Source organism: Bacillus sp. JJ1533, from assembly GCF_036965045.1.
Taxonomy (GTDB): domain Bacteria; phylum Bacillota; class Bacilli; order Bacillales; family Bacillaceae_L; genus Ferdinandcohnia.
In genome coordinates this window covers 61,436-85,907 of sequence record NZ_JBALOV010000035.1, presented here as the reverse complement: position 1 = coordinate 85,907, position 24,472 = coordinate 61,436, and the positions used below count along the sequence as shown (strand labels likewise).

General features: G+C 37.6%; 23 protein-coding genes. 7 read left to right on the top strand and 16 right to left on the bottom strand.

The window, feature by feature from the left end; genetic code table 11:
• Nucleotides 1–19: 19 nt before the first annotated feature.
• The 5 genes from lpdA to V7138_RS17985 all read right to left on the bottom strand — a co-directional run bounded on the left by lpdA (nucleotide 20) and on the right by V7138_RS17985 (nucleotide 6,204).
• Entirely contained in the window at nucleotides 20–1,429 is a 1,410-nt protein-coding gene (gene lpdA / locus V7138_RS18005) for a dihydrolipoyl dehydrogenase (protein WP_335399938.1), read from the bottom strand.
• Between the two features lie 6 nt (nucleotides 1,430–1,435).
• Nucleotides 1,436–2,731 (bottom strand): dihydrolipoamide acetyltransferase family protein, encoded by a 1,296-nt coding sequence (locus V7138_RS18000; protein ID WP_335399935.1) that lies wholly within the window; start codon nucleotides 2,729–2,731, stop codon nucleotides 1,436–1,438.
• Between the two features lie 179 nt (nucleotides 2,732–2,910).
• Nucleotides 2,911–3,888, bottom strand: coding sequence for an alpha-ketoacid dehydrogenase subunit beta (locus V7138_RS17995; protein ID WP_335399932.1), 978 nt, complete (start codon nucleotides 3,886–3,888; stop codon nucleotides 2,911–2,913).
• Between the two features lie 3 nt (nucleotides 3,889–3,891).
• Nucleotides 3,892–5,001 (bottom strand): pyruvate dehydrogenase (acetyl-transferring) E1 component subunit alpha, encoded by a 1,110-nt coding sequence (gene pdhA, locus V7138_RS17990; protein ID WP_335399929.1) that lies wholly within the window; start codon nucleotides 4,999–5,001, stop codon nucleotides 3,892–3,894.
• Between the two features lie 531 nt (nucleotides 5,002–5,532).
• Nucleotides 5,533–6,204: a YkyA family protein gene (locus V7138_RS17985; RefSeq protein ID WP_335399926.1), complete on the bottom strand. Its 672-nt coding sequence runs from the start codon at nucleotides 6,202–6,204 to the stop codon at nucleotides 5,533–5,535.
• 190 nt (nucleotides 6,205–6,394) lie between these two features.
• On the opposite strand from V7138_RS17985, the gene def reads away from it, so the two are divergent.
• From def to rnjA, 3 genes are all read left to right on the top strand, one after another.
• A complete protein-coding gene (gene def, locus V7138_RS17980) occupies nucleotides 6,395–6,946 on the top strand; it encodes a peptide deformylase (protein WP_335399924.1) in 552 nt (183 codons plus the stop codon).
• 531 nt (nucleotides 6,947–7,477) lie between these two features.
• On the top strand, nucleotides 7,478–7,687 hold the full coding sequence (locus V7138_RS17975; protein WP_335399921.1) for a DNA-dependent RNA polymerase subunit epsilon: 210 nt from the start codon (nucleotides 7,478–7,480) through the stop codon (nucleotides 7,685–7,687).
• A 6-nt stretch (nucleotides 7,688–7,693) separates the two neighbouring features.
• Complete coding sequence (rnjA, locus tag V7138_RS17970) at nucleotides 7,694–9,361, top strand: ribonuclease J1 (protein ID WP_335399918.1); 1,668 nt, start codon at nucleotides 7,694–7,696, stop codon at nucleotides 9,359–9,361.
• Between the two features lie 137 nt (nucleotides 9,362–9,498).
• On the opposite strand, the gene V7138_RS17965 is transcribed toward rnjA, so the two are convergent.
• The 7 genes from V7138_RS17965 to V7138_RS17935 form a co-directional block, all read right to left on the bottom strand.
• Nucleotides 9,499–10,194: a potassium channel family protein gene (locus V7138_RS17965; protein ID WP_335399914.1), complete on the bottom strand. Its 696-nt coding sequence runs from the start codon at nucleotides 10,192–10,194 to the stop codon at nucleotides 9,499–9,501.
• A gap of 111 nt (nucleotides 10,195–10,305) precedes the next feature.
• Nucleotides 10,306–12,123 carry an ABC transporter ATP-binding protein gene (locus tag V7138_RS17960; RefSeq protein WP_335399911.1) on the bottom strand — a complete coding sequence of 606 codons (1,818 nt, stop codon included), beginning with the start codon at nucleotides 12,121–12,123 and terminating at the stop codon, nucleotides 10,306–10,308.
• 14 nt (nucleotides 12,124–12,137) lie between these two features.
• Nucleotides 12,138–13,892, bottom strand: a complete 1,755-nt coding sequence (locus V7138_RS17955; RefSeq protein ID WP_335399908.1) for an ABC transporter ATP-binding protein — start codon at nucleotides 13,890–13,892, stop codon at nucleotides 12,138–12,140.
• Nucleotides 13,893–14,112: 220 nt separating this feature from the next.
• The gene (locus V7138_RS17950) at nucleotides 14,113–14,361 is read right to left on the bottom strand and encodes a YkuS family protein (protein ID WP_335399905.1); all 249 of its coding nucleotides are present in this window, start codon (nucleotides 14,359–14,361) and stop codon (nucleotides 14,113–14,115) included.
• Between the two features lie 262 nt (nucleotides 14,362–14,623).
• Complete coding sequence (locus V7138_RS17945; protein WP_335399903.1) at nucleotides 14,624–15,502, bottom strand: LysR family transcriptional regulator; 879 nt, start codon at nucleotides 15,500–15,502, stop codon at nucleotides 14,624–14,626.
• Between the two features lie 112 nt (nucleotides 15,503–15,614).
• Nucleotides 15,615–16,052: a cyclic-di-AMP-binding protein CbpB gene (gene cbpB / locus V7138_RS17940; RefSeq protein WP_335399900.1), complete on the bottom strand. Its 438-nt coding sequence runs from the start codon at nucleotides 16,050–16,052 to the stop codon at nucleotides 15,615–15,617.
• A gap of 183 nt (nucleotides 16,053–16,235) precedes the next feature.
• Complete coding sequence (locus tag V7138_RS17935; protein WP_010282860.1) at nucleotides 16,236–16,472, bottom strand: YkuJ family protein; 237 nt, start codon at nucleotides 16,470–16,472, stop codon at nucleotides 16,236–16,238.
• A 181-nt stretch (nucleotides 16,473–16,653) separates the two neighbouring features.
• Between V7138_RS17935 and V7138_RS17930 the strand changes: the two genes are divergently transcribed.
• Nucleotides 16,654–17,610, top strand: a complete 957-nt coding sequence (locus tag V7138_RS17930) for an MBL fold metallo-hydrolase (protein ID WP_335400595.1) — start codon at nucleotides 16,654–16,656, stop codon at nucleotides 17,608–17,610.
• Nucleotides 17,611–17,640: 30 nt separating this feature from the next.
• Here V7138_RS17930 and V7138_RS17925 read toward each other — a convergent pair whose 3' ends face one another.
• Nucleotides 17,641–18,285, bottom strand: a complete 645-nt coding sequence (locus tag V7138_RS17925) for a DUF3993 domain-containing protein (protein WP_335399898.1) — start codon at nucleotides 18,283–18,285, stop codon at nucleotides 17,641–17,643.
• Nucleotides 18,286–18,565: 280 nt separating this feature from the next.
• Between V7138_RS17925 and V7138_RS17920 the strand changes: the two genes are divergently transcribed.
• The gene (locus V7138_RS17920) at nucleotides 18,566–19,429 is read left to right on the top strand and encodes a metallophosphoesterase (RefSeq protein WP_335399895.1); all 864 of its coding nucleotides are present in this window, start codon (nucleotides 18,566–18,568) and stop codon (nucleotides 19,427–19,429) included.
• A gap of 38 nt (nucleotides 19,430–19,467) precedes the next feature.
• Here V7138_RS17920 and V7138_RS17915 read toward each other — a convergent pair whose 3' ends face one another.
• Nucleotides 19,468–21,198, bottom strand: a complete 1,731-nt coding sequence (locus V7138_RS17915; RefSeq protein ID WP_335399893.1) for a sensor domain-containing protein — start codon at nucleotides 21,196–21,198, stop codon at nucleotides 19,468–19,470.
• Between the two features lie 164 nt (nucleotides 21,199–21,362).
• On the opposite strand from V7138_RS17915, the gene V7138_RS17910 reads away from it, so the two are divergent.
• The gene (locus V7138_RS17910; RefSeq protein ID WP_335399890.1) at nucleotides 21,363–21,830 is read left to right on the top strand and encodes a YkyB family protein; all 468 of its coding nucleotides are present in this window, start codon (nucleotides 21,363–21,365) and stop codon (nucleotides 21,828–21,830) included.
• 114 nt (nucleotides 21,831–21,944) lie between these two features.
• Here the strand turns inward: V7138_RS17910 and V7138_RS17905 are convergent, their stop codons facing one another.
• Both V7138_RS17905 and V7138_RS17900 read right to left on the bottom strand, forming a co-directional pair.
• On the bottom strand, nucleotides 21,945–22,595 hold the full coding sequence (locus tag V7138_RS17905) for a glycoside hydrolase domain-containing protein (protein WP_335399887.1): 651 nt from the start codon (nucleotides 22,593–22,595) through the stop codon (nucleotides 21,945–21,947).
• Nucleotides 22,596–22,617: 22 nt separating this feature from the next.
• On the bottom strand, nucleotides 22,618–23,886 hold the full coding sequence (locus V7138_RS17900) for a sialidase (RefSeq protein WP_335399885.1): 1,269 nt from the start codon (nucleotides 23,884–23,886) through the stop codon (nucleotides 22,618–22,620).
• A 295-nt stretch (nucleotides 23,887–24,181) separates the two neighbouring features.
• Here V7138_RS17900 and V7138_RS17895 point away from each other — a divergent pair, with 295 nt between their 5' ends.
• Nucleotides 24,182–24,418: an IDEAL domain-containing protein gene (locus tag V7138_RS17895; RefSeq protein ID WP_335399883.1), complete on the top strand. Its 237-nt coding sequence runs from the start codon at nucleotides 24,182–24,184 to the stop codon at nucleotides 24,416–24,418.
• Nucleotides 24,419–24,472: the final 54 nt, after the last annotated feature.

The window sequence follows — 24,472 nt, the reverse complement described above, 5'->3', positions numbered from 1 at the left end:
GCGATTTTTTTAATGTTGATTATTTTACAATATGAATTGGAGTTCCTAGAGCAACTTCCGCTGCTTCCATTGTAATTTCACCAAGTGTTGGGTGAGCGTGAATAGTCATTGCAATATCTTCCGCTGTCATTCCAGCTTCAACAGCAAGACCTAACTCAGAAATAATATCTGATGCACTTTCACCAGCCACTTGAGCACCGATTAGAAGACCATCTTCTTTACGTGTAATAAGCTTCACAAAACCATCAGTTGCCTCAAGAGCAAGTGCACGACCGTTAGCTGCATATGGGAACTTAGAAGCAACGATTTCAATGCCTTCGTCTTTTGCTTGTTGTTCTGTGTAACCTACAGTAGCAAGTTCAGGTTCAGAGAATACAACAGCAGGAATTCCTAAATAGTCAATTTCAGATGACTCTCCAGCAATTGCTTCTGCCGCAATTTTACCTTCATATGAAGCTTTATGAGCTAATTGAGGTCCGGGAACAATATCGCCAATTGCGTAAATATTACTTACGCTCGTACGGCATTGTTTATCAATTTCAATGATTCCTCTTTCATTCATTTTAACACCTGCAAGCTCTAATCCAAGCTCATCGGTATTAGGACGACGTCCAACCATTACGAATACATAATCTGCATCGATTGATTGTTCTTCACCTTTTGCTTCATACTTCACTGTTACACCATTTTCTGTTTCTTCAACACCTTTAGCTAATGCCTTAGTGATGATTTCCGCACCTTTTTTCTTTAGGTTCTTTTTCACAAGTGTAGTCATTTGCTTTTCAAAACCAAGAAGAATGTCATCTGCACCTTCTAGGATTGTCACTTGTGAACCAAAGTTTGCATAAGCCCCACCAAGTTCAAGACCAATTACACCGCCGCCGATGACAACGATTTTTTCTGGTACTTCTTGAAGATTTAATGCACCTGTTGAATCAAGAACACGTTTTGAAAACTTAAATGATGGGATCTCAATTGGACGTGAACCAGTCGCAATAATTGCATTTTTAAAATTGTACGTTTGTGCAGAGTTTTCACTCATAACACGTAAAGAGTTTGCATCAACGAAATATGCTTCCCCTTGAACAACGTCAACTTTATTACCTTTTAAAAGTCCAGAAACTCCACCAGTTAATTTCTTGACAACACCATCTTTAAATGCTTGGACTTTTGAAAAATCAAGTGAAACATTTTCAGCTTTGATTCCCATTGATTCAGAATTTTTAGCTGTTTCATAACGGTGTCCTGCGGAGATTAATGCCTTAGATGGGATACATCCAACGTTAAGACAAACACCACCAACAGTAGCTTTCTCTACGATAGTTACCTTTTGTCCAAGTTGTGCTGCACGAATAGCTGCAACATATCCACCAGGGCCGGCACCAATTACTATTGTGTCTGTTTCGATTGGGAAATCTCCTACTACCATTTTTTATTACGCCTCCATTAATAATAATTGTGGGTCATTTAACAAGCGTTTAATTTGGTTGAGTGCGTTTTGAGCGGTAGCCCCATCAATCATACGGTGATCAAAGCTTAATGATACAGCTAGTACAGGAGCTACAACAATTTCACCGTTTTTCACAACCGGTTTTTCTGCAATACGGCCGATTCCTAAGATTGCAACCTCAGGGTGGTTAATTACAGGAGTAAACCATTGACCGCCTGCTGACCCAATATTACTTATTGTACATGATGCACCTTTCATTTCATCAGGAGCAAGCTTACCATCGCGAGCCTTAGCTGCTAATTCATTAATCTCATTTGAAATAGTGAACATTGATTTACGATCTGCATCTTTAACAACTGGAACGAGAAGACCTCTGTCTGTATCAGCAGCAATACCAATATTGAAGTAATGCTTATGAATAATTTCATCAGTCGCATCATCAAGTGACGTATTTAATGCAGGGAATTCACGTAATGCTGATGTTAATGCCTTAACTACATATGGAAGGTAAGTTAATTTAATACCTTTTTCAGCAGCAACTGCTTTAAATTTCTTACGATGTGCAACTAATTCTGTAACATCAACCTCGTCCATTAATGTAACATGTGGCGCAGTATGTTTAGAGTTAACCATTGCCTTAGCAATTGCTCTACGGATACCACTCATCTTTTCACGAGTTTCTGGATACTGACCAGCTGGAATTGGTTGTTTTGCAGGAGCTTTTGGCGCCTCTTGGGTAGCTGCTTGTGATGTTTCGGCAACTGTACTTTCAGGAGCAGCAGTTGCACCACCAGAAAGGAATGCGTCAATATCTGACTTCATTATTCTACCATTATCGCCACTTCCTGCAACCTTTTTGATATCAATTCCTTTTTCACGTGCATATTTACGCACTGATGGCATTGCGATGATACGACGGTTTTCGTCTACATCTGCAGCAGGTTGCGTTGCTTCTGGAGCAGTCTCAGCTGGTGCTTGCGCTTCAGCTTCTTGCTTAGGAGCCTCTTCTGATTCGTCACCCTTAAATTGAATGTCCTCATATCCAGGAGCATCAAACTTAATTAATGTATCGCCTACGATTGCGACAGTCCCTTCTTCTACAAGTACTTCAAGTACTTTACCTTTAACAGGAGAAGGAATTTCTACTACAGCTTTATCGTTTTGGACTTCGCAAAGTACGTCATCCTCATCTACTTCATCACCTGGTTTAACAAACCACTTTACAATTTCACCTTCATGGATACCTTCACCGATATCTGGCAACTTAAATTCAAATGCCACGGTTTTCGCCTCCTAATAGTTAGTTTCATGTTCCCCAAAAAGAAAGGGGTCACTGTTGAATAAAGTTAAATACGCCCTGGTGTACGACTCTACTTATGGTGTTATACCTCTAAGCTCGTACACCAAAGGCTTTTTCATTTTGTTAGGATGATTAGTCCCCTTACATTATTTTAAAATAATTAGAAGTTCATTACTTTCTTAGCTGTCTCTAATACATCCTTGAAGTTTGGTAACCAAACTGATTCTGCTTGTGAGAATGGATATACTGTATCAGGAGCAGTTACACGTAATACTGGAGCCTCTAAACTTAAGATTGCACGGTCGTTGATTTCAGCAACAACATTAGCTGCAATACCAGCTTGTTTTTGAGCTTCTTGAACAACGATTGCACGTCCTGTTTTTTCAACAGAAGCAATGATTGTTGGAATATCTAATGGGCTAACTGTACGTAAGTCAATAACCTCTGCAGAAATACCCTCTTTTTCTAATTCAGTTGCAGCTTTTAAGCATTCATGAACCATCGCACCATAAGAAATCATAGTAAGATCAGTTCCTTCACGCTTCACTTCTGCTTTGCCAAGTTCAATCGTGTATTCACCCTCAGGAACTTCCTGACGGAACGAACGATACAGTTTCATATGCTCAAGGAATACAACAGGGTCATTATCACGAATTGCTGCAATTAATAATCCTTTAGCATCATATGGTGTTGATGGAATAACAACCTTCACACCAGGCTGTTGAGCAATTAGTCCTTCTAGGCTATCTGCGTGAAGTTCTGGTGTATGTACACCTCCACCAAATGGTGAACGAATTGTTACTGGAGCCGTGTAACGGCCACCTGAACGATAACGCATACGTGCTAATTGACCACTAATAGAATCCATAACTTCGTACACAAATCCAAAGAACTGAATTTCTGGAACTGGACGGAAGCCTTCTAAACTTAAACCAACAGCTAGTCCACCAATTCCTGATTCAGCAAGTGGCGTATCAAATACACGATCTTCACCGAATTCAGCCTGTAGACCTTCAGTAGCACGGAACACACCGCCGTTAACACCAACGTCTTCTCCAAAAACTAAGACATTTGGGTCATTTTTTAATTCTGTGCGTAACGCATCAGTGATTGCTTGAATCATTGTCATTTGCGCCATGGCTTACTTCGACTCCTTCGCTTTATAGATTTCCATTTGCTCCTCTAAATTTTGAGGAAGCTCTTCGAACATATGAGATATTAAGTCAGTAACCTTTTGTTTTGGTGTTTCATCCGCTTTTTTGATTGCGTTCTTAATATCTTCTTTTGCTTCTTCAATAACTTGGTTTTCTAATTCTTCATTCCAAATACCTTTTCCTTCAAGATATTTACGGAAACGAACAAGTGGATCCTTCTTTTCCCATTCATTATCAAGCTCGGAAGTACGGTATCTAGTTGGGTCATCCCCAGCCATCGTATGTGGACCATAACGGTAAGTCATTGTTTCAATTAATGTTGGGCCATCACCATTAACGGCACGTTCACGCGCTTCTTTAACAGCTACATAAACTGCTAGTGGATCCATTCCATCAACTTGAATTCCTGGAATTCCTGCTGCTACAGCTTTTTGAGCTAGTGTAGCTGCTGCCGATTGTTTCTCAACAGGTGTAGAGATAGCAAAACGGTTGTTTTGAACAACGAATATAGCCGGTGCTTTGAATGCTCCCGCAAAGTTAATTCCTTCATAGAAATCACCTTGTGAAGTTCCACCGTCACCAGTGTAAGTAATGGCAACTGATTTCTTGCCACGCTTTTTCATACCCAATGCAACACCAGCACATTGTATGTATTGAGCCCCAATGATGATTTGTGGGGAGAGTACATTTACTCCTTCAGGAGCTTGATTCCCATGAAAATGTCCACGTGAGAATAAGAATGCTTGGTATAATGGTAGGCCGTGCCAAACGATTTGAGGCACATCACGGTAACCTGGTAAAATAAAATCTTCTTTCTCTAAAGCAAATTGAGATGCAAGTTGAGATGCTTCTTGACCTGCAGTTGGAGCATAGAAACCTAAACGCCCTTGACGGTTTAACGAAATAGAACGTTGGTCAAGGATTCGTGTATAGACCATTCTTCTCATTAATTCTTTTAATTGATCATCACTTAAATCAGGAACAGCAGCTTTATTTACTACTTCTCCTTCTTCATTTAAGATCTGAAACATAGGAAAGTTTTCAGCAACTTTATCCAGTTGCCCTTGTAAATCAAAGACATTTGCTTTTACAGCCATCTTTTCTCGCTTCCTTTCTTACCCTATTTTCTTTAATCATATGCTCCTCCGTGCTTCCACATAGGTGCGTTAACTTTATTATGGCGATATAGCCATTTTACAAAGTTATGAATGATACAAAACATACAGCATTAGGTTACCCAAAAATATATCTTTTCAAAGACACTTTTTATCCAATTGGACGTAGTCTTTTGATTAATGACGTTTAGCAATGCTTGAAAAGGATATTTTGACGCCTAAATTTAAGCTGTATTAATTATTTTAGTAAAGCAATTAATACAACTGCTCTCTATCCATTTCCAAGTGTACAACAATGAAAGGTGCACGTCAAATTGTTTGTTTACTGTTTTTTAACTTGTCCTCTTCATTTTGATATTTTACATAATTTGTTATTTAAAAAATCTGTACCAATACACATTTGTCATCTGTACTACAATAAATGCTATTTTTACATGAAGTTTTTTTCATTGAACCCTAATAAAGCCCATCAGAAAAGGACTGCCAACAATGGCAGCCCTTTCATCATGTGTATTATTCCTCTTCTTTGAAGACAACTTCTAGTCCAGCATTTTTATAAAACGAAACCTTTGCTTTGTTATATTGGTCCGTAAGTTTATTAAATGCTTCATTTTTAGCAACTACTTTTTCATAGGTTTCATTGATAAGATTAATTTGTTGTTCCAATTCTTCTAATGTTAATTCTTCGTTTTGAAACATTTCATATAATTTTTTATCATGCTGAATTGCTTCATTATAGGAAGAATACAATTCCTCGTAGCTTTCATAGCGCTGTTTCATTAGCGATACCAAAGCATTTGCCTCTTCTTTAACACTGTCTTCCTTAATCTCGGATATTAAAGAATCAATTTTTTGAAATTCCTTTTTGGATGCTTTGATACTCTCATGTTCATTGTTAATTCTTGTTTCACGATCAGCAACAATGGTTAAAGCTTCATTTGATAATGTAACGATTTGATCAAATTCCTTCATACCTAAAGTTAAAATTTTATCATAAAGCTCTTTCTCTTTTTTCTCTAACTCCACTAGTGGATCTTGTTGTTCTTCAAAGTCCTTTTCAACTTCGACCACTTTTTCTAATGTCTTGTAAATTTGTTCTTCAGGTGATGGTCCGCCCGTACACCCCATTAAGAGAAAAACCAAAAAAAGTAAAACAAATGAAAGTTTAAACATTTTATTTTTCACATTCTGCTCCCCCTTAGCTACTTACAATATACTATATTATAGGATGTTTTCATAACATAAATTTATTTTTAAATATATGTGTTTGTCCACGCTTTAGAACAAGGCAGATTTGCTACTTTTTATTTTAAAATGATGAAACCTTTGTTAAACTTAAACTACAGAAAGCATCAAGAAACAGGAAGTGATAACATTGATTACAATGGAAAATATCATTCGCGAAGGCCACCCTACATTAAGGAAGGTTGCAAAAGAGGTTGCTTTGCCAGCATCTGAAGAAGACCGTAAAATATTAAAAGAACTCATTGAATACGTAAAAAATAGTCAGGACCCTGAAATAGCTGAAAAATATGGGCTTAGACCAGGAATTGGGCTTGCAGCACCACAAATTAATGTCTCTAAACGCATGATCGCTGTACATTTAAGAGAAGATGATGTGCTATATAGCTATGCTTTGTTCAATCCAAAGATCATAAGCCATTCTGTTAAAAAAAGTTATTTGACAGCTGGAGAAGGTTGCTTATCTGTTGACCGTGTTGTACCAGGCTACGTTCCCCGTTATGCAAAAATCAAGGTAAAAGGAACGAATCTAGAGGGTGAAGAAGTGATTGTAGAGCTTAAAGGTCTAGCAGCTGTTTGTTTTCAGCATGAAATTGATCATTTAAATGGAGTTATGTTTTATGACCATATTAATGAAGAAGACCCTTTTGCTGAACCGGAAAATGCAATCCCAATTGAAAGATAACGAATGAGTATCGATGTGCGAGGTCATGTCGGTACTTTTTTATAAAATAGATTCCATTATTTTTCCATGATAATCAAATCCTTTTATTCGCATACTATAGACAAACTTATTAACACGTGCATCGTTTTTGAAATGTTTAAAGTCTGAGGAATAAGGAGATGATAGTCATGCTAAAAAAGTTACGGAAAAAAATAATAAAGCAGTGGCAAGATTTATTAAAAAGGAAGTCGATTGCGTAGATCATTTAAGAAAAAAAAGATAGAGCCCTTCGGATTTCGAAGGGCTCGTTATGTACTATCATTTATTTTAATGTTATAATAAATTTTTAGCGTACGGTGATTAAACTTCAATCCAAACGACTTACCCGAAAAGTCTTAGTCTTCATCTCTATTACCCCCTCTTTTTACCTAGGAGCAATACAGGAAATAAGATTTATTTAGGAAAAGTAAGAAAAAACATGAAAATGATGTTATATTTTTATATAATAGAAAAAGTTACTCTAACTTTCGGAAATTAAGGAGAGATTTGGCAATGATTTTTAAAGTTTACTACCAAGAAGATGCTTATGAAGTTCCTGTAAGAGAAAATACAAAAACAATGTTTATTGAAGCAGAATCACAAGTTGAGGTGCGTCAAAAATTGAAGGAACGAAAAATTAACATTGAATATATTCAAAAGGTGGAAGGGGCCTATCTTGAATATGAAAAACTAAATGAAGATTATAAAGTATTGGAGATTTGATGAATTATGAAATTTGTTAAGAACGATCAAACAGCTGTTTTCGCCTTAGGTGGACTCGGGGAAATTGGTAAAAACACTTATGGCGTACAGTTTCAGGATGAAATTATCCTGATCGATGCTGGAATTAAGTTTCCAGAGGACGAGCTGTTGGGAATCGACTATGTGATTCCGGATTACAGCTACCTTGTTAAGAACGAAGAAAAGATTAAAGGGTTATTTATCACTCACGGCCATGAAGACCATATTGGTGGTATTCCTTATTTACTTCGTGAAATTAATGTACCTATCTACGGAGGAAAGCTTGCCTTAGGTTTAATTAAAAACAAACTAGAAGAGCACGGTCTACTTCGTCAGGCTAAGCTAATTGAGATTAAAGAAGAAGACATCATAAAGTTCCGTAAAACATCGGTTACTTTTTTCAGAACAACACATAGTATTCCTGATTCATATGGAATTGTAGTCAAGACTCCTCCAGGACAGATCGTACATACAGGAGATTTCAAGTTTGACTTCACACCTGTTGGAGAGCCTGCAAACCTTCAAAAGATGGCAGAAATCGGCAAAGAAGGGGTTCTATGTCTACTGTCTGATAGTACGAATGCTGAAATACCTAATTTCACAATGTCGGAACGACGAGTTGGCGAAAGTATTCAGGATATTTTCCGTACGGTTGATGGTCGAATTATTTTCGCTACTTTCGCATCTAATATTCATCGCCTTCAACAAGTTGTTGAAGCGGCTGTTCAAAACGATCGAAAAATTGCGGTTTTCGGAAGAAGTATGGAATCAGCCATCACTATTGGCTATGATCTAGGTTATATTCAGTGTCCGAAAGACACTTTTGTGGATGCAAATCAAATTAACCGTCTTCCTGCTAATAAAGTGGTTATTCTCTGTACAGGAAGCCAAGGTGAACCAATGGCTGCTCTTTCAAGAATTGCAAACGGTACACATCGACAAATTCAAATCATTCCTAATGATACAGTCGTATTTTCATCTTCCCCTATCCCAGGGAATACACTAAGTGTGAGTCGAATCATTAATATGCTTTACCGTGCCGGAGCCGATGTAATTCACGGACCACTAAGCAACATCCATACGTCAGGTCACGGAGGCCAAGAAGAGCAAAAATTAATGCTTCGCCTCATGCAACCAAAATACTTCATGCCCATTCACGGCGAATATCGTATGCAAATCACACATGCAAAATCTGCGGTTGATTGTGGTGTATTAGAGGAAAATTGCTTTATTATGGATAATGGTGAGGTTCTTGCCTTAGGTGATGATGAAGCGTCTATAGCTGGTAAGATTCCATCTGGTAATGTGTATATTGATGGTAGCGGAGTCGGTGATATTGGAAATATTGTATTGCGCGACCGCCGTATTCTTTCTGAAGAAGGTCTGGTAATTGTAGTAGTTAGTATTAATATGAAGGACTTTAAGATTGCTGCAGGACCAGATTTAATTTCACGTGGATTTGTGTATATGCGTGAATCTGGCGATTTAATTAATGATGCACAAAGCTTAATTTCGAAGCATTTAAATAAAGTAATGGAGCGTCGTACAACTCAGTGGTCTGAGATTAAGAATGAAATCACTGATACGCTTGCGCCGTTCTTATATGAAAAAACAAAACGCCGTCCAATGATTTTACCAATCATTATGGAGGTATAAGATAGACACCCTTCTATTCAATGTTGATTACCCACTGAGGCTTTCTCAGTGGGTTTTTTAATGGACTGAAAAAGCCATAAACCTGGTTAACTATCCTTAAAAACCCCATAAAAAAAGAACGCCTCATACGAGACGTTTTATTCTTCGATTAGATTTTTTTCGAAACGGCTGATGTCTGTATCCGCTCCGATCATAATGAGAATATCTCCTTTATGAATTTGCTCGCTTGCTTGTGGAGATACAATGATATTCTTTCCTCTTTTCATCGCAACAATGGTTACCCCATATTTGGCGCGGACATCTAATTCAATTAAAGACTTCCCATCAATTTTCTTCCCTGCTACAATTTCAATGATACTATGCTCATCTGAAAGCTCCAAATAATCTAAGACATTATTTGAAATGATATTGTGGGCAATTCGTTTTCCCATATCCCGTTCTGGATGGACAATGCGATCTGCTCCAATTTTACTTAAGATTTTTTCATGATAATCATTCTGCGCTTTTACCCAAATCTGTTTAACCCCTAATTCCTTTAGGATAATGGTTGTTAAAATACTCGCCTTCAAGTTATCCCCAATAGCCACTATAACAAGGTCAAAATTGCGAATCCCAATGCTTTTTAGAACCGATTCATCCGTGGAATCACCAACAACCGCATGAGAAGCAATTGTCGAATATTCATTCACTCTATCTTCATCAATGTCCATGGCCATAACTTCCATGCCTTCTTCACTCAATGCGCGGCAAATGCTTCCTCCGAAACGACCAAGACCAATAACCGCAAATTCCTTTTTATTCACTACTATTCCCCCACCAATTTGATGATACATTTGATTGTAACACAACTAATTACTAATGTGGAACACCTTAACATCCTTATAATAGACATAAAAAAATGAAAGGACAAATGGAGCAGTCCTTTCATTCTTTCATTCTATACGTTAAATAGCATCAAGCATTTTAAATTGCGCCTTGACTAAACCGAAATATTCTCCTCGCTGTCTCATTAGTTCATCATGATTACCTTGTTCAATTATTTCACCATGATCGAGAACGAAAATTTGATCTGCTTCACGAATTGTTGAAAGTCTATGGGCAATGATGATTGCTGTCCGATTTTTTAATAACCGTTTTAAGGCCTGTTGGATTTTCACTTCTGTTTCGGTATCAATACTTGCCGTCGCTTCATCTAGTATTAATATTTTCGGATCGGCCAGAAGTGCGCGGGCAAAGGATAATAACTGTCGTTCACCGACGGATAGGATATTTCCTCTCTCTTCCACTTCTGTATCATATCCATTAATAAGCCGTTCAATAAACTGATGAGCACCAACTGCCTTTGCCGCAGATATTACCTCTTCATCTGTTGCATCAGGTCGGCCAAACCGAATATTTTCTTTGATTGTACCCGAGAAAATGAAGGTATCCTGAAGTACGACACTAATTTGGGACCGGACACTTTGAAGCGACAATTCCTTAATATCGATTCCATCAATTCGAACTTCTCCACTTGTTGCATCATAAAAGCGACTAATTAAGTTGGCTATCGTCGTTTTACCTGAACCAGTATGACCGACAAGCGCGACTGTTTGGCCAGCTTCCATGGTTAAGGAAATACCTTTTAAGGCTTTACGGTTATCATCATACGAAAATTCAACCTTATCAAATTCAACCTTCCCTTTCATATCAGTTAGCTGAATTGCGTTATCCTTTTCGTCGACGATTGGCTTTTCATCAATAAATTCAAAAATACGCTCAGAAGAAGCCATCCCTACTAATAGTTGATTATACACTTGACCCAGACGTGAAATAGGCTCCCAGAACATCCCCAGGTAAAAGGCAAAAGAAACGAAAACCCCAACAGTTAAGCCTTCATCCTGAATTAGCATTGCCCCGAACCAAATGAGAATTGCTGTTCCAACCGCATTTGTCATTTCAACAAACGGTCGGAACATGGCATTTTTCTGGGTCGCACCTCTCCAACTTTCAAAGTTTTCATTGTTAATCCCATCGAAGAACTCGATATTTTCACGTTCCTGGGTAAAAGCCTGTGTTACTCTTACCCCTTGTATGCTTTCATTCAAATGCGAGTTAAGCATGGATTGTTTGATTCTTACCGTCTGCCATGATCTTCTGATATTTCTTCTTAATTTTGTTGTGATTAAGACCATGAGTGGCAGGATAATTAAGATTGCCAATGTAAGCTTTGGACTTAATCCAAAGAGAATAAAAATAACTCCAAATAACAAAACAAAATCCATTAATAGATTAATAACCCCATTCGTAAATAATTCTTGAAGAGAGTTTACATCATTAAGGATACGAACCAATATCGAACCCGCTGAACGCTTATCAAAGAAGCGATGTGAAAGTCCTTGGACATGCGAAAAAAGATGCTTTCGTAAATCATAAATAATATTTTGGCCTAGCATATTGGTCCATTTGATTCTAAAAATATTTGCGACATAATTGATTCCATATAAGCCTGCAATTGTAAATACTAATATAATTAATAAATTCGTATCTTGATTCGCAATCGCATGGTCAATCGTATACTTACCGATCAAAATAGGTGCGATTAATCGAACAGCAGTTGTAAGTAGCACCATGATAATGGCTAGTGGCAATAGATTCTTCGTATATGGTTTCATATACGCTAGTAATCTAAGCATTTGCTTCCAGTTAAACGGTTTTTCAATCGCTTGATCGGTCGAATAATGGAAGCGATGTTTGATATCTTGTTTTTCTTCCTGTGTCATTCTTTCTCACCTACCTATCCGACTTGTGGCTGAAGGACCACTTTTTGATCCTTATATTGAATTTCATATATTCGTTGATAAGGTCCTTCATTTTTCAATAATTCTTCGTGGGTTCCACGTTCCACGATGACTCCATTTTCCAATACTAGGATTTCATCAGCATGCTTCAAGGAAGAAATTCGGTGAGCGATGATAAATGTTGTCCGCCCTTTCATAACTTCCTTTAAGTCTTGCTGGATTTTAAATTCCGTTTCCATATCCACCGCACTTGTAGCATCATCAAGTATTAAAATACTCGGATCAATACAGAGCGACCTGGCAATGGCGATTCGTTGCTTCTGACCTCCCGATAGTCCCATTCCGCGTTCACCTAGCATCGTATCATAGCCCTTAGGAAGCTCCATGATGAAATCGTGGGCTTGAGCGCGTTTTGCTGCATCAATAATTTCTTCCATGGATGCATTTGGTCTACCGTAGGCAATATTTGCACGAATTGTCGAAGAGAACAAAAAAGATTCCTGCATCACAAAGCCAATATTGCTTCGCAAGGTTTGAATGGAATAATCCGTAACATCTCGCCCATCAATCAATACATTACCTTTGACAGGCTCATAAAATCTCGTCATAAGCTGAGTAATGCTCGTTTTTCCTGAACCGGTAGCGCCTATTAAGCCGACGGTTTTTCCTGGCTCGACTGTAAATGAAATTGATTCAAGAGCTGCCTCATCCTCCTCGGTATATTTTAACGTGACATCTTTAAACTCAACATGACCTTGTAATTTTTCTTTCGAAATAACCTCATTTTGATCCACAATCTTTTCATCGGCTTCAAGAATTTCTAAAAGGCGTTCCCCTGAAGCTTTTGCTTGTGAAAACATGTTAATAATAAAACCAAGGTTCATGATTGGATTAAGTAGATACCATACTAAACTAAAAAAGGCGACAAGTTCACCGTGTGAAACTGCACCATCGATTACTAAATATCCTCCATATGATAAAAGCGCAACAACACAGACATTACCGATAAACTCCATCAATGGGAAGAACTTTGCCCAAATCTCTGAAGTCGCTAGGGATACGTCTCGATAGCCTTCATTGGAGCGATTAAATTTATTGATTTGAAAATCTTCACGTGATAATGATTTAACTGTATTTATTCCGCTTATATTTTCCTGAACATTTGTATTCAAGCGACCAAAAGTTTTTCGAACCTTTCGAAAAGCCGGGTGGACACGCTTGTCAAAGCGATAGACAACAATAGCTAAGAATGGTAATGCCATAATTGTGACTAAAGTTAATGGAACTGAATAAGAAAACATGACCATTAAACTAAATACAATTAAAAGTGTGAAACGAAGCAATTCTGCAAATCCAAAGGATAGAAAGAATCGAATCCCCTCAACGTCAGCTGTTAAGCGAGACATGAGATCCCCTGTTTTCGCATTGTCATAATAGCTAAATGATAACCGTTGAAGCTTTTCATATAATGCATTTCTCACCTTATATACAGCGGTTATTCCAAATAAATCGCCAAGATATTGGTTGAAATAAGTTGCTAACCCCTTTATCACCATAATCGCAATGAAACCTAGAGCAAGATATGGAACAAGCTGATAATTACCCGCTCGAAAAACTTCATCAATTGTTAACTGAAGGACGATTGGGTACACAACCGTAATCCCTGTCACGAAAATCATGGCAAATAAAGACCAGAAAAAATACTTGCGATATGGCCAATAAAACCCTTTTAATTTCTTAAATGTTTCCATCAAATTCCCCCCTTGATGTTCCGAAAAACGTTAAAAAATGTTAAAAAACTACGTAACATATAATATATCGGTTTTCGAAATAAATTACTAGTGCATTTTCTGAAAATGTTAAATTTTTTCTAAAAAAGAGAAAAACAAGACCAAGTCAAAATTGAACGAGGTCTTGTCCACTAAAAAAAGACTAGGTGATGTACCTAGTCCCGGTTTCGTCTATTATTATTTACGCTTGTCCTAAACGACTCTCCAGTTCTTGACAAACCTCGTCAGCAGATAGGCCGTTTGCTTCGATAACAGGCCCTTTCATAACAGTATCAGCCATACCCATCACATTCGAATCTAAACCTGTAACAACGCATGCGTCACAGTTTTGTGCATCACTTTCTTGTTTTAGCTGAACAACTTCATAGCCCTTTTCTTGAAGAGCCTGCTGAACATTTGTTAGAGAGCCTTCAACTCCAATTTTCGCCATTAATCATCCACCTCCTCATATATGTAATTTGTCACAATCAGTCTGTGATTATTCTACACATATGAACAAATGTGCAAGCGCCTTGAAGGGGAACATCGCTAACTACTGTCACGTCCTGTGGCAAACGTCGATGTCAGCACTTCCTGTGCAAGTCCGACAAGCATAAGACAAGACGGCAAGAAGGTTGCACTTTGACCTTATTGACGGATTGGTTTATGACCTCGAGGGGCTAGGCGCTGGAACTAGACGTAGAAAGACTAAATTACAATGTATCAAAATTCTCCTTAATCATCTCGACAAACGCTTGGACTTGTTTAAGCTCGAATGCATAATCATATCCAACGAGCCAAGTATCTCGTTTCATTGGTTCATTGTTTTCATTCATTAATGGAATTTTATAGATATTTTTCGTTTCTTCATCATTTAATGTGACAGATGGTAAAATAGCGTATCCAATTCCATTTAAGGTCATCTGTTTACATGTTTCGATTTGATCAACCACAATGGTTCGGCGTGGTGTTGACTGGAAAGTACGATGCCACCATTCTTGGATCTCTTGATAATAGGTTGAGTCACTTTTAAATTGGATAAACGGTCGATCGGTTTCCCATACTTGTTCAATTTTTTGGATTTCTTTATCCACCATATACATCGTATCGGTTAATAAATGGTGTTTTACACCCTTCCAATCGGGCTTACCGCGAATGATTCCAATATGGACAGTATCATCATAGAGGTTTTTTAGAATTTCGCTACTCCACCCCGTGATTAATGATATTCTTGCATGCGGGTATTTGTTTACATATTTTTTTAAAACCTTCGGAAGCCAATTCTGTCCAATAATCGACGCACACGCAATTTTAAGCGTCCCGTGCACTTCTTGATTTAAGCCCTGAAGCTGCTCCCTTATTTTTTCTTCTTTTTCTACAACTTCTTTAGCAAAATCAATAATTTTCTCTCCCGCGGGTGTAGGGGTTAACCCTTTTTGGGAACGAATAAAAATTTTAGTATTCCATGCTTTTTCAATCGTTTGAAGACGTTGAGATAATGCTGGCTGTGTCACAAATAAGCGTTCTGAAGCTTTTCTCATATTTAATTCAGATGCAAGTACAACTAATAGTTGAAATTCGGAAAATTGCACACTTGTTCCTCCCTAACCTAGAGGCTAGTTTTACTTATAGTATAGTTTATAAATAACTTAATTTCATTATTAACCGAAAAAACCTCCATTTTAACCATGGAGGATTGGATTACTATTTAATTTTTAGTTGTTTATTCAATTGTTTTAAGATGGCTCGACGGGTAAAAATCCCTTCAAATACGAACTCATCATTTTCCACACAAACAAAAGGGTTATCAATGACTAAATGAAGGCCTTTTAAAACGTTGTCATTATAGTTCAATCGAGGAATTTCCCTGTTCATTACTTCTTCAACCTTCATTTTCTCCAGACGCTCAAATTCAATTCGTTCTAATCCGAGGATTGAGTCTAGGATATGGGTTGAACTAATTAATCCATGTAACTTATACTTTGGGTCTAATACTGGAACTGCGGTATATCCTGTTTTCGTAAGGACTAAAAGTGCGTGCTCTAAACTATTTCCGATTTGAACATGAGCAACTTTATCTGCTGGAATTAGCATGTTTTTAATCGTTATTTCAAATAAATTTTCACTCTGAAGACCAAACATGTAAGCCTCACAACCTCACATCGTAATTATTTTTCATATATTACCAGTTTATTATTATTAATGCTCCTCCTTTATCTTACCATAATTTTATGTAGAGAACTTGTATTATTTAACAGAGATTGCTGTGAAGGATTTTATTAGGGAGAAAAAGGTCCGGCGATCTGCCGAACCTTTACAAATTGACTAATTAATTAAGTCAAAAATTTCAATTGCGATCATGTCAATATTGTCGAATTGATATGTTTTTGGCTTTTCCCCTTGCTGATATACTTCAAGTTCAAAAGTACTTGTTTTGTTGAAATATTTAACACTGCACTTTCTTTCACCATTTACTTCAAAAAAACGTTGAGGGGGCTCCCCACCATTTGCATTTTCCTGAAGGCTTATAAGGCGAGATATAATTCCTTGCAATTGTGACATTCGTGCCTCTCCTTTCATAAACATGACCTTCTTTTAGGATTGAGCAATATCCATTCTTCTATCCACATTTTTTCGAACGGAGTAATATTATCAGAATATTGTAATCAATACCTTTACATAACTACTATGTAACAATACAATAAAATTAGTCACTTAACAATAAAAAAATGGGGTGGAGATTATAGCAAATTATACACAGCTAAATGACCGAATATTTTTAATAGATGCACATGATTTGGGGAGGAAAGCAAGAACGGGTTCTTACATAATTAAAGAGGAAAAAATAACGATTGTCGAAACAAGTGCAAGTCCGTCTATTCCCTACATTTTAAACGGGTTAAAAGCACTCGACATACATCCAAATGATGTCGAGTATATTATCGTAACTCATATTCATTTAGACCATGCAGGAGGTGCTGGACTCCTCTTACAGCATTGTCCGAATGCAAAGGTGGTTGTTCATCCAAAGGGAGCTAGGCATTTAGCTGATCCAAGCCGTTTAATTGCAGGTGCAAAAGCTGTATATGGGGAGAGCTTTGATTCTTTGTTTGATCCCATCATACCAATCCCTGAGGAAAAACTAATCGTGAAAGAAGATCAGTCCGAGCTTACAATTGGGCCAAATTGTACACTTGTTTTTTATGATTCGCCTGGGCACGCTAATCATCACTTTAGTATTTACGATCCTGTGAGTAACGGTATTTTTACAGGGGACACAATCTGTATTTATTATCATGAGCTTGTAAAAGATGACATTGAGCTCTTTTTACCTTCGACAACACCCAATCAATTCCGCCCGAACGCAATGTTAGAATCTGCTGAAAAAATAAAAGCACTACACGTATCATCGATTTATTTTGGTCATTATGGGATGACAACGAATGTGGAAGAGGTATTTAAACAGCTTTCTTATTGGTTGCCTATCTTTGTGAATGCGGGGAAACAAACATTTGCCGAACTTCCGTTAGCAAACTCAAGTGAGAAAAAAGATATGATCAAGAAGCTGATTTTACAAGAGGTTACAACCTTCCTTGATGAACATGATGTGCCTAGAGATCATGAAGTATACGACATAATTGAGCTGGATCTTGATATTTGTGCGATGGGAATTGTCGATTCGATGCTTAAAGCAAAATAGAAATCCCATGGGATTTCTATTTTTTATGGATTAAAAGATTTCTTTGAAGCAACCTGCTTTTACCGGGGTAAGATTGTCCATTTCAAGCAAGGAATAAATCGTCGTTTTAAACGGATTCCAGGTCAAGAATGAATGATTGTTTTTAGACGTTTCCCTACGCTTTGTGGCTTTATTCGTTACGGAAGGAGGATCATCTTCCATGGCTAAATTTGTGATTTTCCAATGTGAGTTTATTTTTTCAAGTGTGATAACCTCATAATGATCTTGATATGAAACGGGTCCTGATTCAGGAGTTGTAAATAATTCATAAACAAAGATTTTGTTTTCTTCCTGATCAAATACTATCTTCGTTTCATCTGTATAGGAATAAAACGGAACAAAGTAGATGGCAAAATCTGAACCGTATACAATATACCCCTCTTCTTCCTTCATCAAATTCTCCTCTAAAAAAGCGGCTGTATAGTCCTCATGAAAATATGGAGCGAGGATTTGCCGGGCCTCATCATAGGTGCGAAATTCTAAAGTTAATGAAGATTGTGCCTTAAAAGCTTCCTGTAGCAGTGTAAACACTTGCTTTTTTGTTAGTGGTTGATTAGATGATGCTGTAGCCGTTGGAACAGTAACGAGTCCGATTAAACTAATGACAATGAGTAGTAGTACGATTCGCTTGCTCAAAAAATCATCCTTTCCTTGCTAGCTTTGTACAAGTACCATCATTTTATCAAGTTCTTAGATTCATATGGGTATGAATCGTTCGTTAAATAATTGCAGTTTTTGACACAAATCCTTGATATCCAAACAATTAATTCAATTTTCTCGAAAAAAAGAAAGAATTTTGACAAAAAATATTTTACAATATTTTATTTTCATTACACTGTAATACATATTTAAAAACTATTTGAATATGAATATGCTACACTAGTCTCATGACTTGATAGATAGGTTGGCGGATAGGATGGCAAAAAAATATACAAGACGACAATTTATTAAACGTACTTTTGCTGCAACTTCAACAGCTGTTATTGCTTCTTCATTCGGGTATTGGTATGCTCGTTACCTTGAACCGAAACAGCTAGAAGTTTCGAATCATAAAATTCGGCATCCGGCCATCCCTAAAGCCTTTCATAAAATAAAGATTGTCCAATTTAGTGATACCCATGTTGGACATCATTTCACATTGGAACAACTTCAAAGAATTGTTGATAAAATAAATGGTCTCAAAGCTGACCTACTTTTTTTTACAGGGGATTTAATGGATGAGCCGAACAAATATGCAGCTACCAATCACCTGATTCCGATTCTTCAACAATTAAACGCACCACTTGGAAAATTTGCCATTTACGGAAACCATGACCATGGAGGTTATGGATCAGAAATCTATAAAAACCTGATGAATCAAACTGGCTTTACCCTACTCATGAATACTTCTGAGGAAGTTTACGTTGATGATTCTAAAATTTCAATTGTCGGACTGGATGATGTCATGCTTGGGCGTCCAAATTTTGAACAAGCTTTTAAAGACGTAGATTCCTCCAGTTTTACGATTCTGCTTGCACATGAGCCTGATATTGCCGACCGAGCCGAAGAGGTAGGTGCCCATATGCAATTATCTGGGCATAGCCATGGTGGTCAAATCCAGCTTCCATTTGTGGGTCCCCTGATTACCCCACCGCTTGGCAGCATTTATTATGAAGGAGATCATCTAATTGGGCCGAATAAAATGTTCTTATATGTTAATCGAGGACTAGGAACGACAAGACTTCCACTACGATTTTTAGCGAAACCAGAAATCTCTGTTTTTACCTTGGTTTCGAACTAGCAAAAAGAGGATGCCGCAGGTGGCATCCTCTTTTCCTATTACTTATTAGAAAAATAATGTTCGATCATTTCATTTTCTGGGATGGGTTTACTAAAGAAATAGCCTTGCACTTTGTGACAGCCCATGATTTTGAAGAATTCTACTTGTTGTTCGTCTTCTACACCCTCTGCAATAACAGAAAGACCAAGGCTTTGCGCCAAGTGAATAATCGTTGTTGTAATCGCAGCATCCTTTTCATCACGAAGCACATCCTTTACAAAGGACTGGTCAATTTTCAATGTATCAATCGGTAGTTTTTTAATATAGCTTAAAGAGGAATAACCGGTTCCAAAGTCGTCAACAGATATCCGCACACCAATTTCTTTTAATTTTGCTAGAGTCTGCAATGTTCTTTTTGGATCCTGCATAGCCCCTTCTGTCAGTTCAAATTCAAGACTCCCAGGATAGATTTGATTCTGAATAATATTTTCATGAATCATTTTTACAAGTTCAGGCTGCTGAAATTGCTTCGGCGATAAATTGATTGATATGGAAACAGGCCCATACCCTTTCTCTTTCCATTCCTTAAGCTTTCCGCAAACCGTCTTAATAATCCATTCACCTATTGATAAAATAAGCCCGGTATCCTCAGCTATTGGAATAAACTCACCCGGTGACACGAATCCAAGAATCGGATGTTTCCACCTTAATAGCGCCTCAAAGCTTGTCACTTCATCTGTACTAAGGTCAAGCTGTGGTTGATAATAAATTTCGAGCTCGTTTTTCTCGATTGCTTTTCTTAAACCTGTCTCCAATTGCATTAAATGGGAAGTTTGTTTTTGTAAATCAGAACTATAAAATTGATGCAGTGATCTCCCTAATTCCTTAGCTCGATATAGGGCGGTATCTGCATTTTTAATTAGTGTATCGCCATTTCTACCATCTGTGGGAAAGATACTAATTCCAATACTAGCCGAAATAAAAAACTCCTTTTGTTCTAATAGGAAAGGCTTTTCAAATGCTCGGTTCACATATTGTGCGAATTGTTCAGAGAGCTCTCTTGTTGTATTCGGTAGAATGACAATGAATTCGTCCCCACCTTGGCGGAACACTTTATAGCTCTTTTGACTAATTGATGCTAACCTTTTTCCAACTTCTTGTAGTAGGTGGTCACCAGCAACATGCCCCATTGAATCATTGAAAAATTTAAAACGATCAAGGTCAATAAACATTAATGCTAAGTTTTGATTATTTCTTTCTGCTTCTTCGACGGCATTGTCAAGGTCTGTTTTTAACAAAGTGCGATTCGGCAAACCTGTCAATTGATCATGATAAGCCATGTAGGTAATCATTTCTTTATCAGCCACTCTAGCAGAAATATCACGTGTCACACTTACAATAAAAGTAATTTCACCCTTATCATTAAATATTGGAGTTAAAATCGATTCTCCATGAACAACTCTCTTATCTGCTAAAATGACAACATCTTGAAAAGAGATTGGTTTTCTCTTCTCCATAACCGATGTGTATTGTTCATGCAGATGATTGGCTGTTTCCAGAGGCAGTACATCATGAAGTGACCTTCCAAGACTATCACTCGTTAATTTCGCATGCCCCTTCGCTTCTTCATTTAAGAAAACATAGGAAAAGGTCCCGTTCTCTTCTACTTTCATGACATATATTAAATCCTTAATATGTTTAAGGATTATTTCAAAAATGATTGCTTCAATTTTATCATCAAAACGATTGAATTGATCATCCTTTAAGATAACGTTGTTTATTCTGTTCATGGTACCATTCCCTAATTCAAGTATTATCTATTTCTTCTCCATCTATCGACAAAAACCTTTATTTTTTCAAGATTTTTTCAATCACGATATCAACCGGAGAAACGAAGTCAATTTGTCAAAATTCACTACTACCAGTATAATAAAAGATAGAAAGGAGAGAAAGTATGAAAAAACAGGTAAATCAGACCCCGCTTGAACCAAATGTGGACAACCTGGCTCGTGCCATTTTTGTTGTGAACCGACATGCTAAAACCGCAACAAACCCTAAATTTTTATATCTACTTAAGCGAAAAGCGTTAGAAAAGCTTTTAGCAGAAGGAAAAGCCAAAAAAGAAGGACTTCATTTTTCCAGAAATCCGAAAAATAGTCAACAGCAATCCGATGTCTTAATTTCAGCCGGAGACTATTATTTTCACATGCCTCCTACAAAAGAAGACTTCTCACGCCTACCACACCTTGGAAAGTTGAATCAGACATATCGTAATCCAAAAACATATCTATCACTTTCTCTAGCGAAAAGCCTCTTACAGCAATACGTTGGAATTGAAGAAAAAACAGAGAATACTCTTCGTCCAAACAAACGAACCTACCAAAAACCCGTATTCAAAAAACTAGGGGAAAGTTATCGTTAATTAGAACGGCGGAGGGCGCCTGGAGCTAGACATCAAAAACTATGTACGAAACTTTTTTCTTTGATTGCTATAGCAAGACGAACAGTGAAAAACCAGGTATAGCTACCTGGTTTTTTAATAGAGATAATTTAAAGTGCGTTGATCGGCTAGATTTGTATCAATTGGACAGTCCTGCGAATCCCTTCCATATTGCCAAACCCACACATTTGCTTTACATTTCGGTGACGCTGGTCTATAGGTGGGGGCATTTCGTTCCCTAGTAACCCCGGTTTCCGGTTCAGCACTCCATAATATTGTTTGTACTGCAACCTGCTTATTTTTTCGTACAGCCTCACAATATGCATTGGAAAAACTGCCTTCGACTGGATCATGGTAAATACCCGGACGATAACCCGTTGGGTAAATAGACTCCACCCACCCTCGAATCCAAGCTTCATCAACAGCATAAAAACGCTCGATATTTGCAAATAGGGCTACATTATTTGGAATACCTAGACGTCTTGCATTAAACACGGCATTACGTGCAGCGAGCTGCCCTTTTTCAAAGCTAGTTGCATCTGAAAAAACATTATAAATTGGCAAAACTTTAATTCCTCGATTTCGTAAAAATGAAATTTCTCCCCTTGTTAGGCCATGGGAAACATCTGGTACTTCACTTAAATATCTCCCCCAAAATTTCGGATTTCCAAATTTACTTTTTACACATGTATATAATTCCTCATCGACGATTGCTGCCGAATCCACTCCCCATACATATCTAGGCATCTTTACAACTCCTTAGTGCATGTCATGCTTTCCATTTATGGATTAATTGATTGTTTTCTCCTCTAGCAAAGACATCAATTCGATTGCGATTCCATGATGCTGAGGATGGTTCTGAGGTTAAGTTTCCACCTAGATCTTCCCAATCACTCCAACTGCTTCCGTCCCAGTTTTTCAGATAAAGATGGTCACCTGTTCCTTTTACAAATACATCTAAATTATTAGATTCCCTTGAGGATGCTGTGGGACTTGAGGTTAATTGGCCACCAAGATCCTCCCAATTGCTCCAGTTCGAGCCATTCCAGTATTTATGATAAAGAGCACGATTCTCACCCCGACCGAAGACATCAATTCGATTAGGTCCCCACGAAACGGCACCAGGTGCTGAAGTTAGAACTCCCCCAAGGTTTTCCCATTCACTCCATCCTTCTCCATCCCAATATTTATGATAAAGATGACGATCCGTACCCCTTCCAAAGACATCTAAGCGATTCTCTCCCCATGACGCCACTGCGGGTGATGATGAGAGTACTCCGCCTAAATCCTCCCAATCGCTCCATGTAGAGCCATCCCAATATTTATGAATCAGTTGATTTTTGTCACCTCGACCAAAGACATCTACCCTTCCTTGTCCCCAAGACACTGCAGCAGGTGAGGATGTTAGAGATCCCCCGAGATTCTCCCATTCTGTCCATCTTGAACCATTCCACATCCGGTGGTAAAGAACTCGATTTCGTCCACGAACATAGACATCTAATTGGTTTCTACCAGGCACTATCGCAGAAGGTCCCGATGTTAAATAACCTCCAAGGTCTTCCCATTCGCTCCAATTCTTTTCTGGCGAGTAGCCAATATTTTCATAAGTGAGTCGAATAATTGCCTTAAATATCCTTTCAAGCACCCGATCCGGAATCCGATAAGGAGACAATACGCCAAAGATCCAATTCGCTTGATTTCGAAAAGCGGGATAGGTTTGGTTAACCTTTTGGTCTAAAGAACCTGAAAATTGATTTTGCGTCATAAGTGTAAACATGACAAGCTGCATCGCAATATATTGCGATATTCTTTTGTTGACATTATATTCGGCCAATTCGTTATAGTGAGGTTTTAGATTTTTCCGTACTTCTTTCCATACATTTTGAAATTCCTCTGTTTGTCTTAATTGATTTTGCTGCGTGTTAGGATTTATATAATAAGCTTGTGGATAGCTGGGAACGGGATAGTATGGGTAATAATATTGTGGAACTGCCCGGTTGTATGGATTCATTTGATATCCACCATATGGTTGATTCATAGCAGGTACCTCCCTTTTATAAAAAGTCCTCATAGCATTCTATGATGTAATGTAGGAAAGTAACCCATTTTTTCATAATCACTTCCTCTTATCACAATGTTTACCAACACATCTAAGTTCTGACATATCTAAATTTTCTAAAAAAACACTTTACTTTTTACTGTTTTCCCCTCATAATAGAAAGACAACTAGACGATGCAATATTTTCCTAAGATAGCATGGTTCTAGTGGAGCTTATAAGTAAACAAACATTTTATTTACAAATAAGCGAAAAATTAAAAGGAGTGATTACGTAATGGACCATTTTAACAAAGAGCCAAAAAATGAAGTAGTTGTTATGCCTCAAACGCCTGATGAAGAGATGTATGAGAAGGTAGCAGAAATGGTTCTCATCCAATCACAGGCCTCCTTTCAGAAAGAACAATTGCTAAAACAAATTGACCAATCACTATTGAATCGTGATGAAACATTATTTATGAATCTTACAAAACAATATAAAATGTTACTGTCCCAACATAAATTTCTTCAATAATCATCAATTGGCTAGTGCGAGAAGCACTAGCCTTCTTATTTTATAAAAAAAACG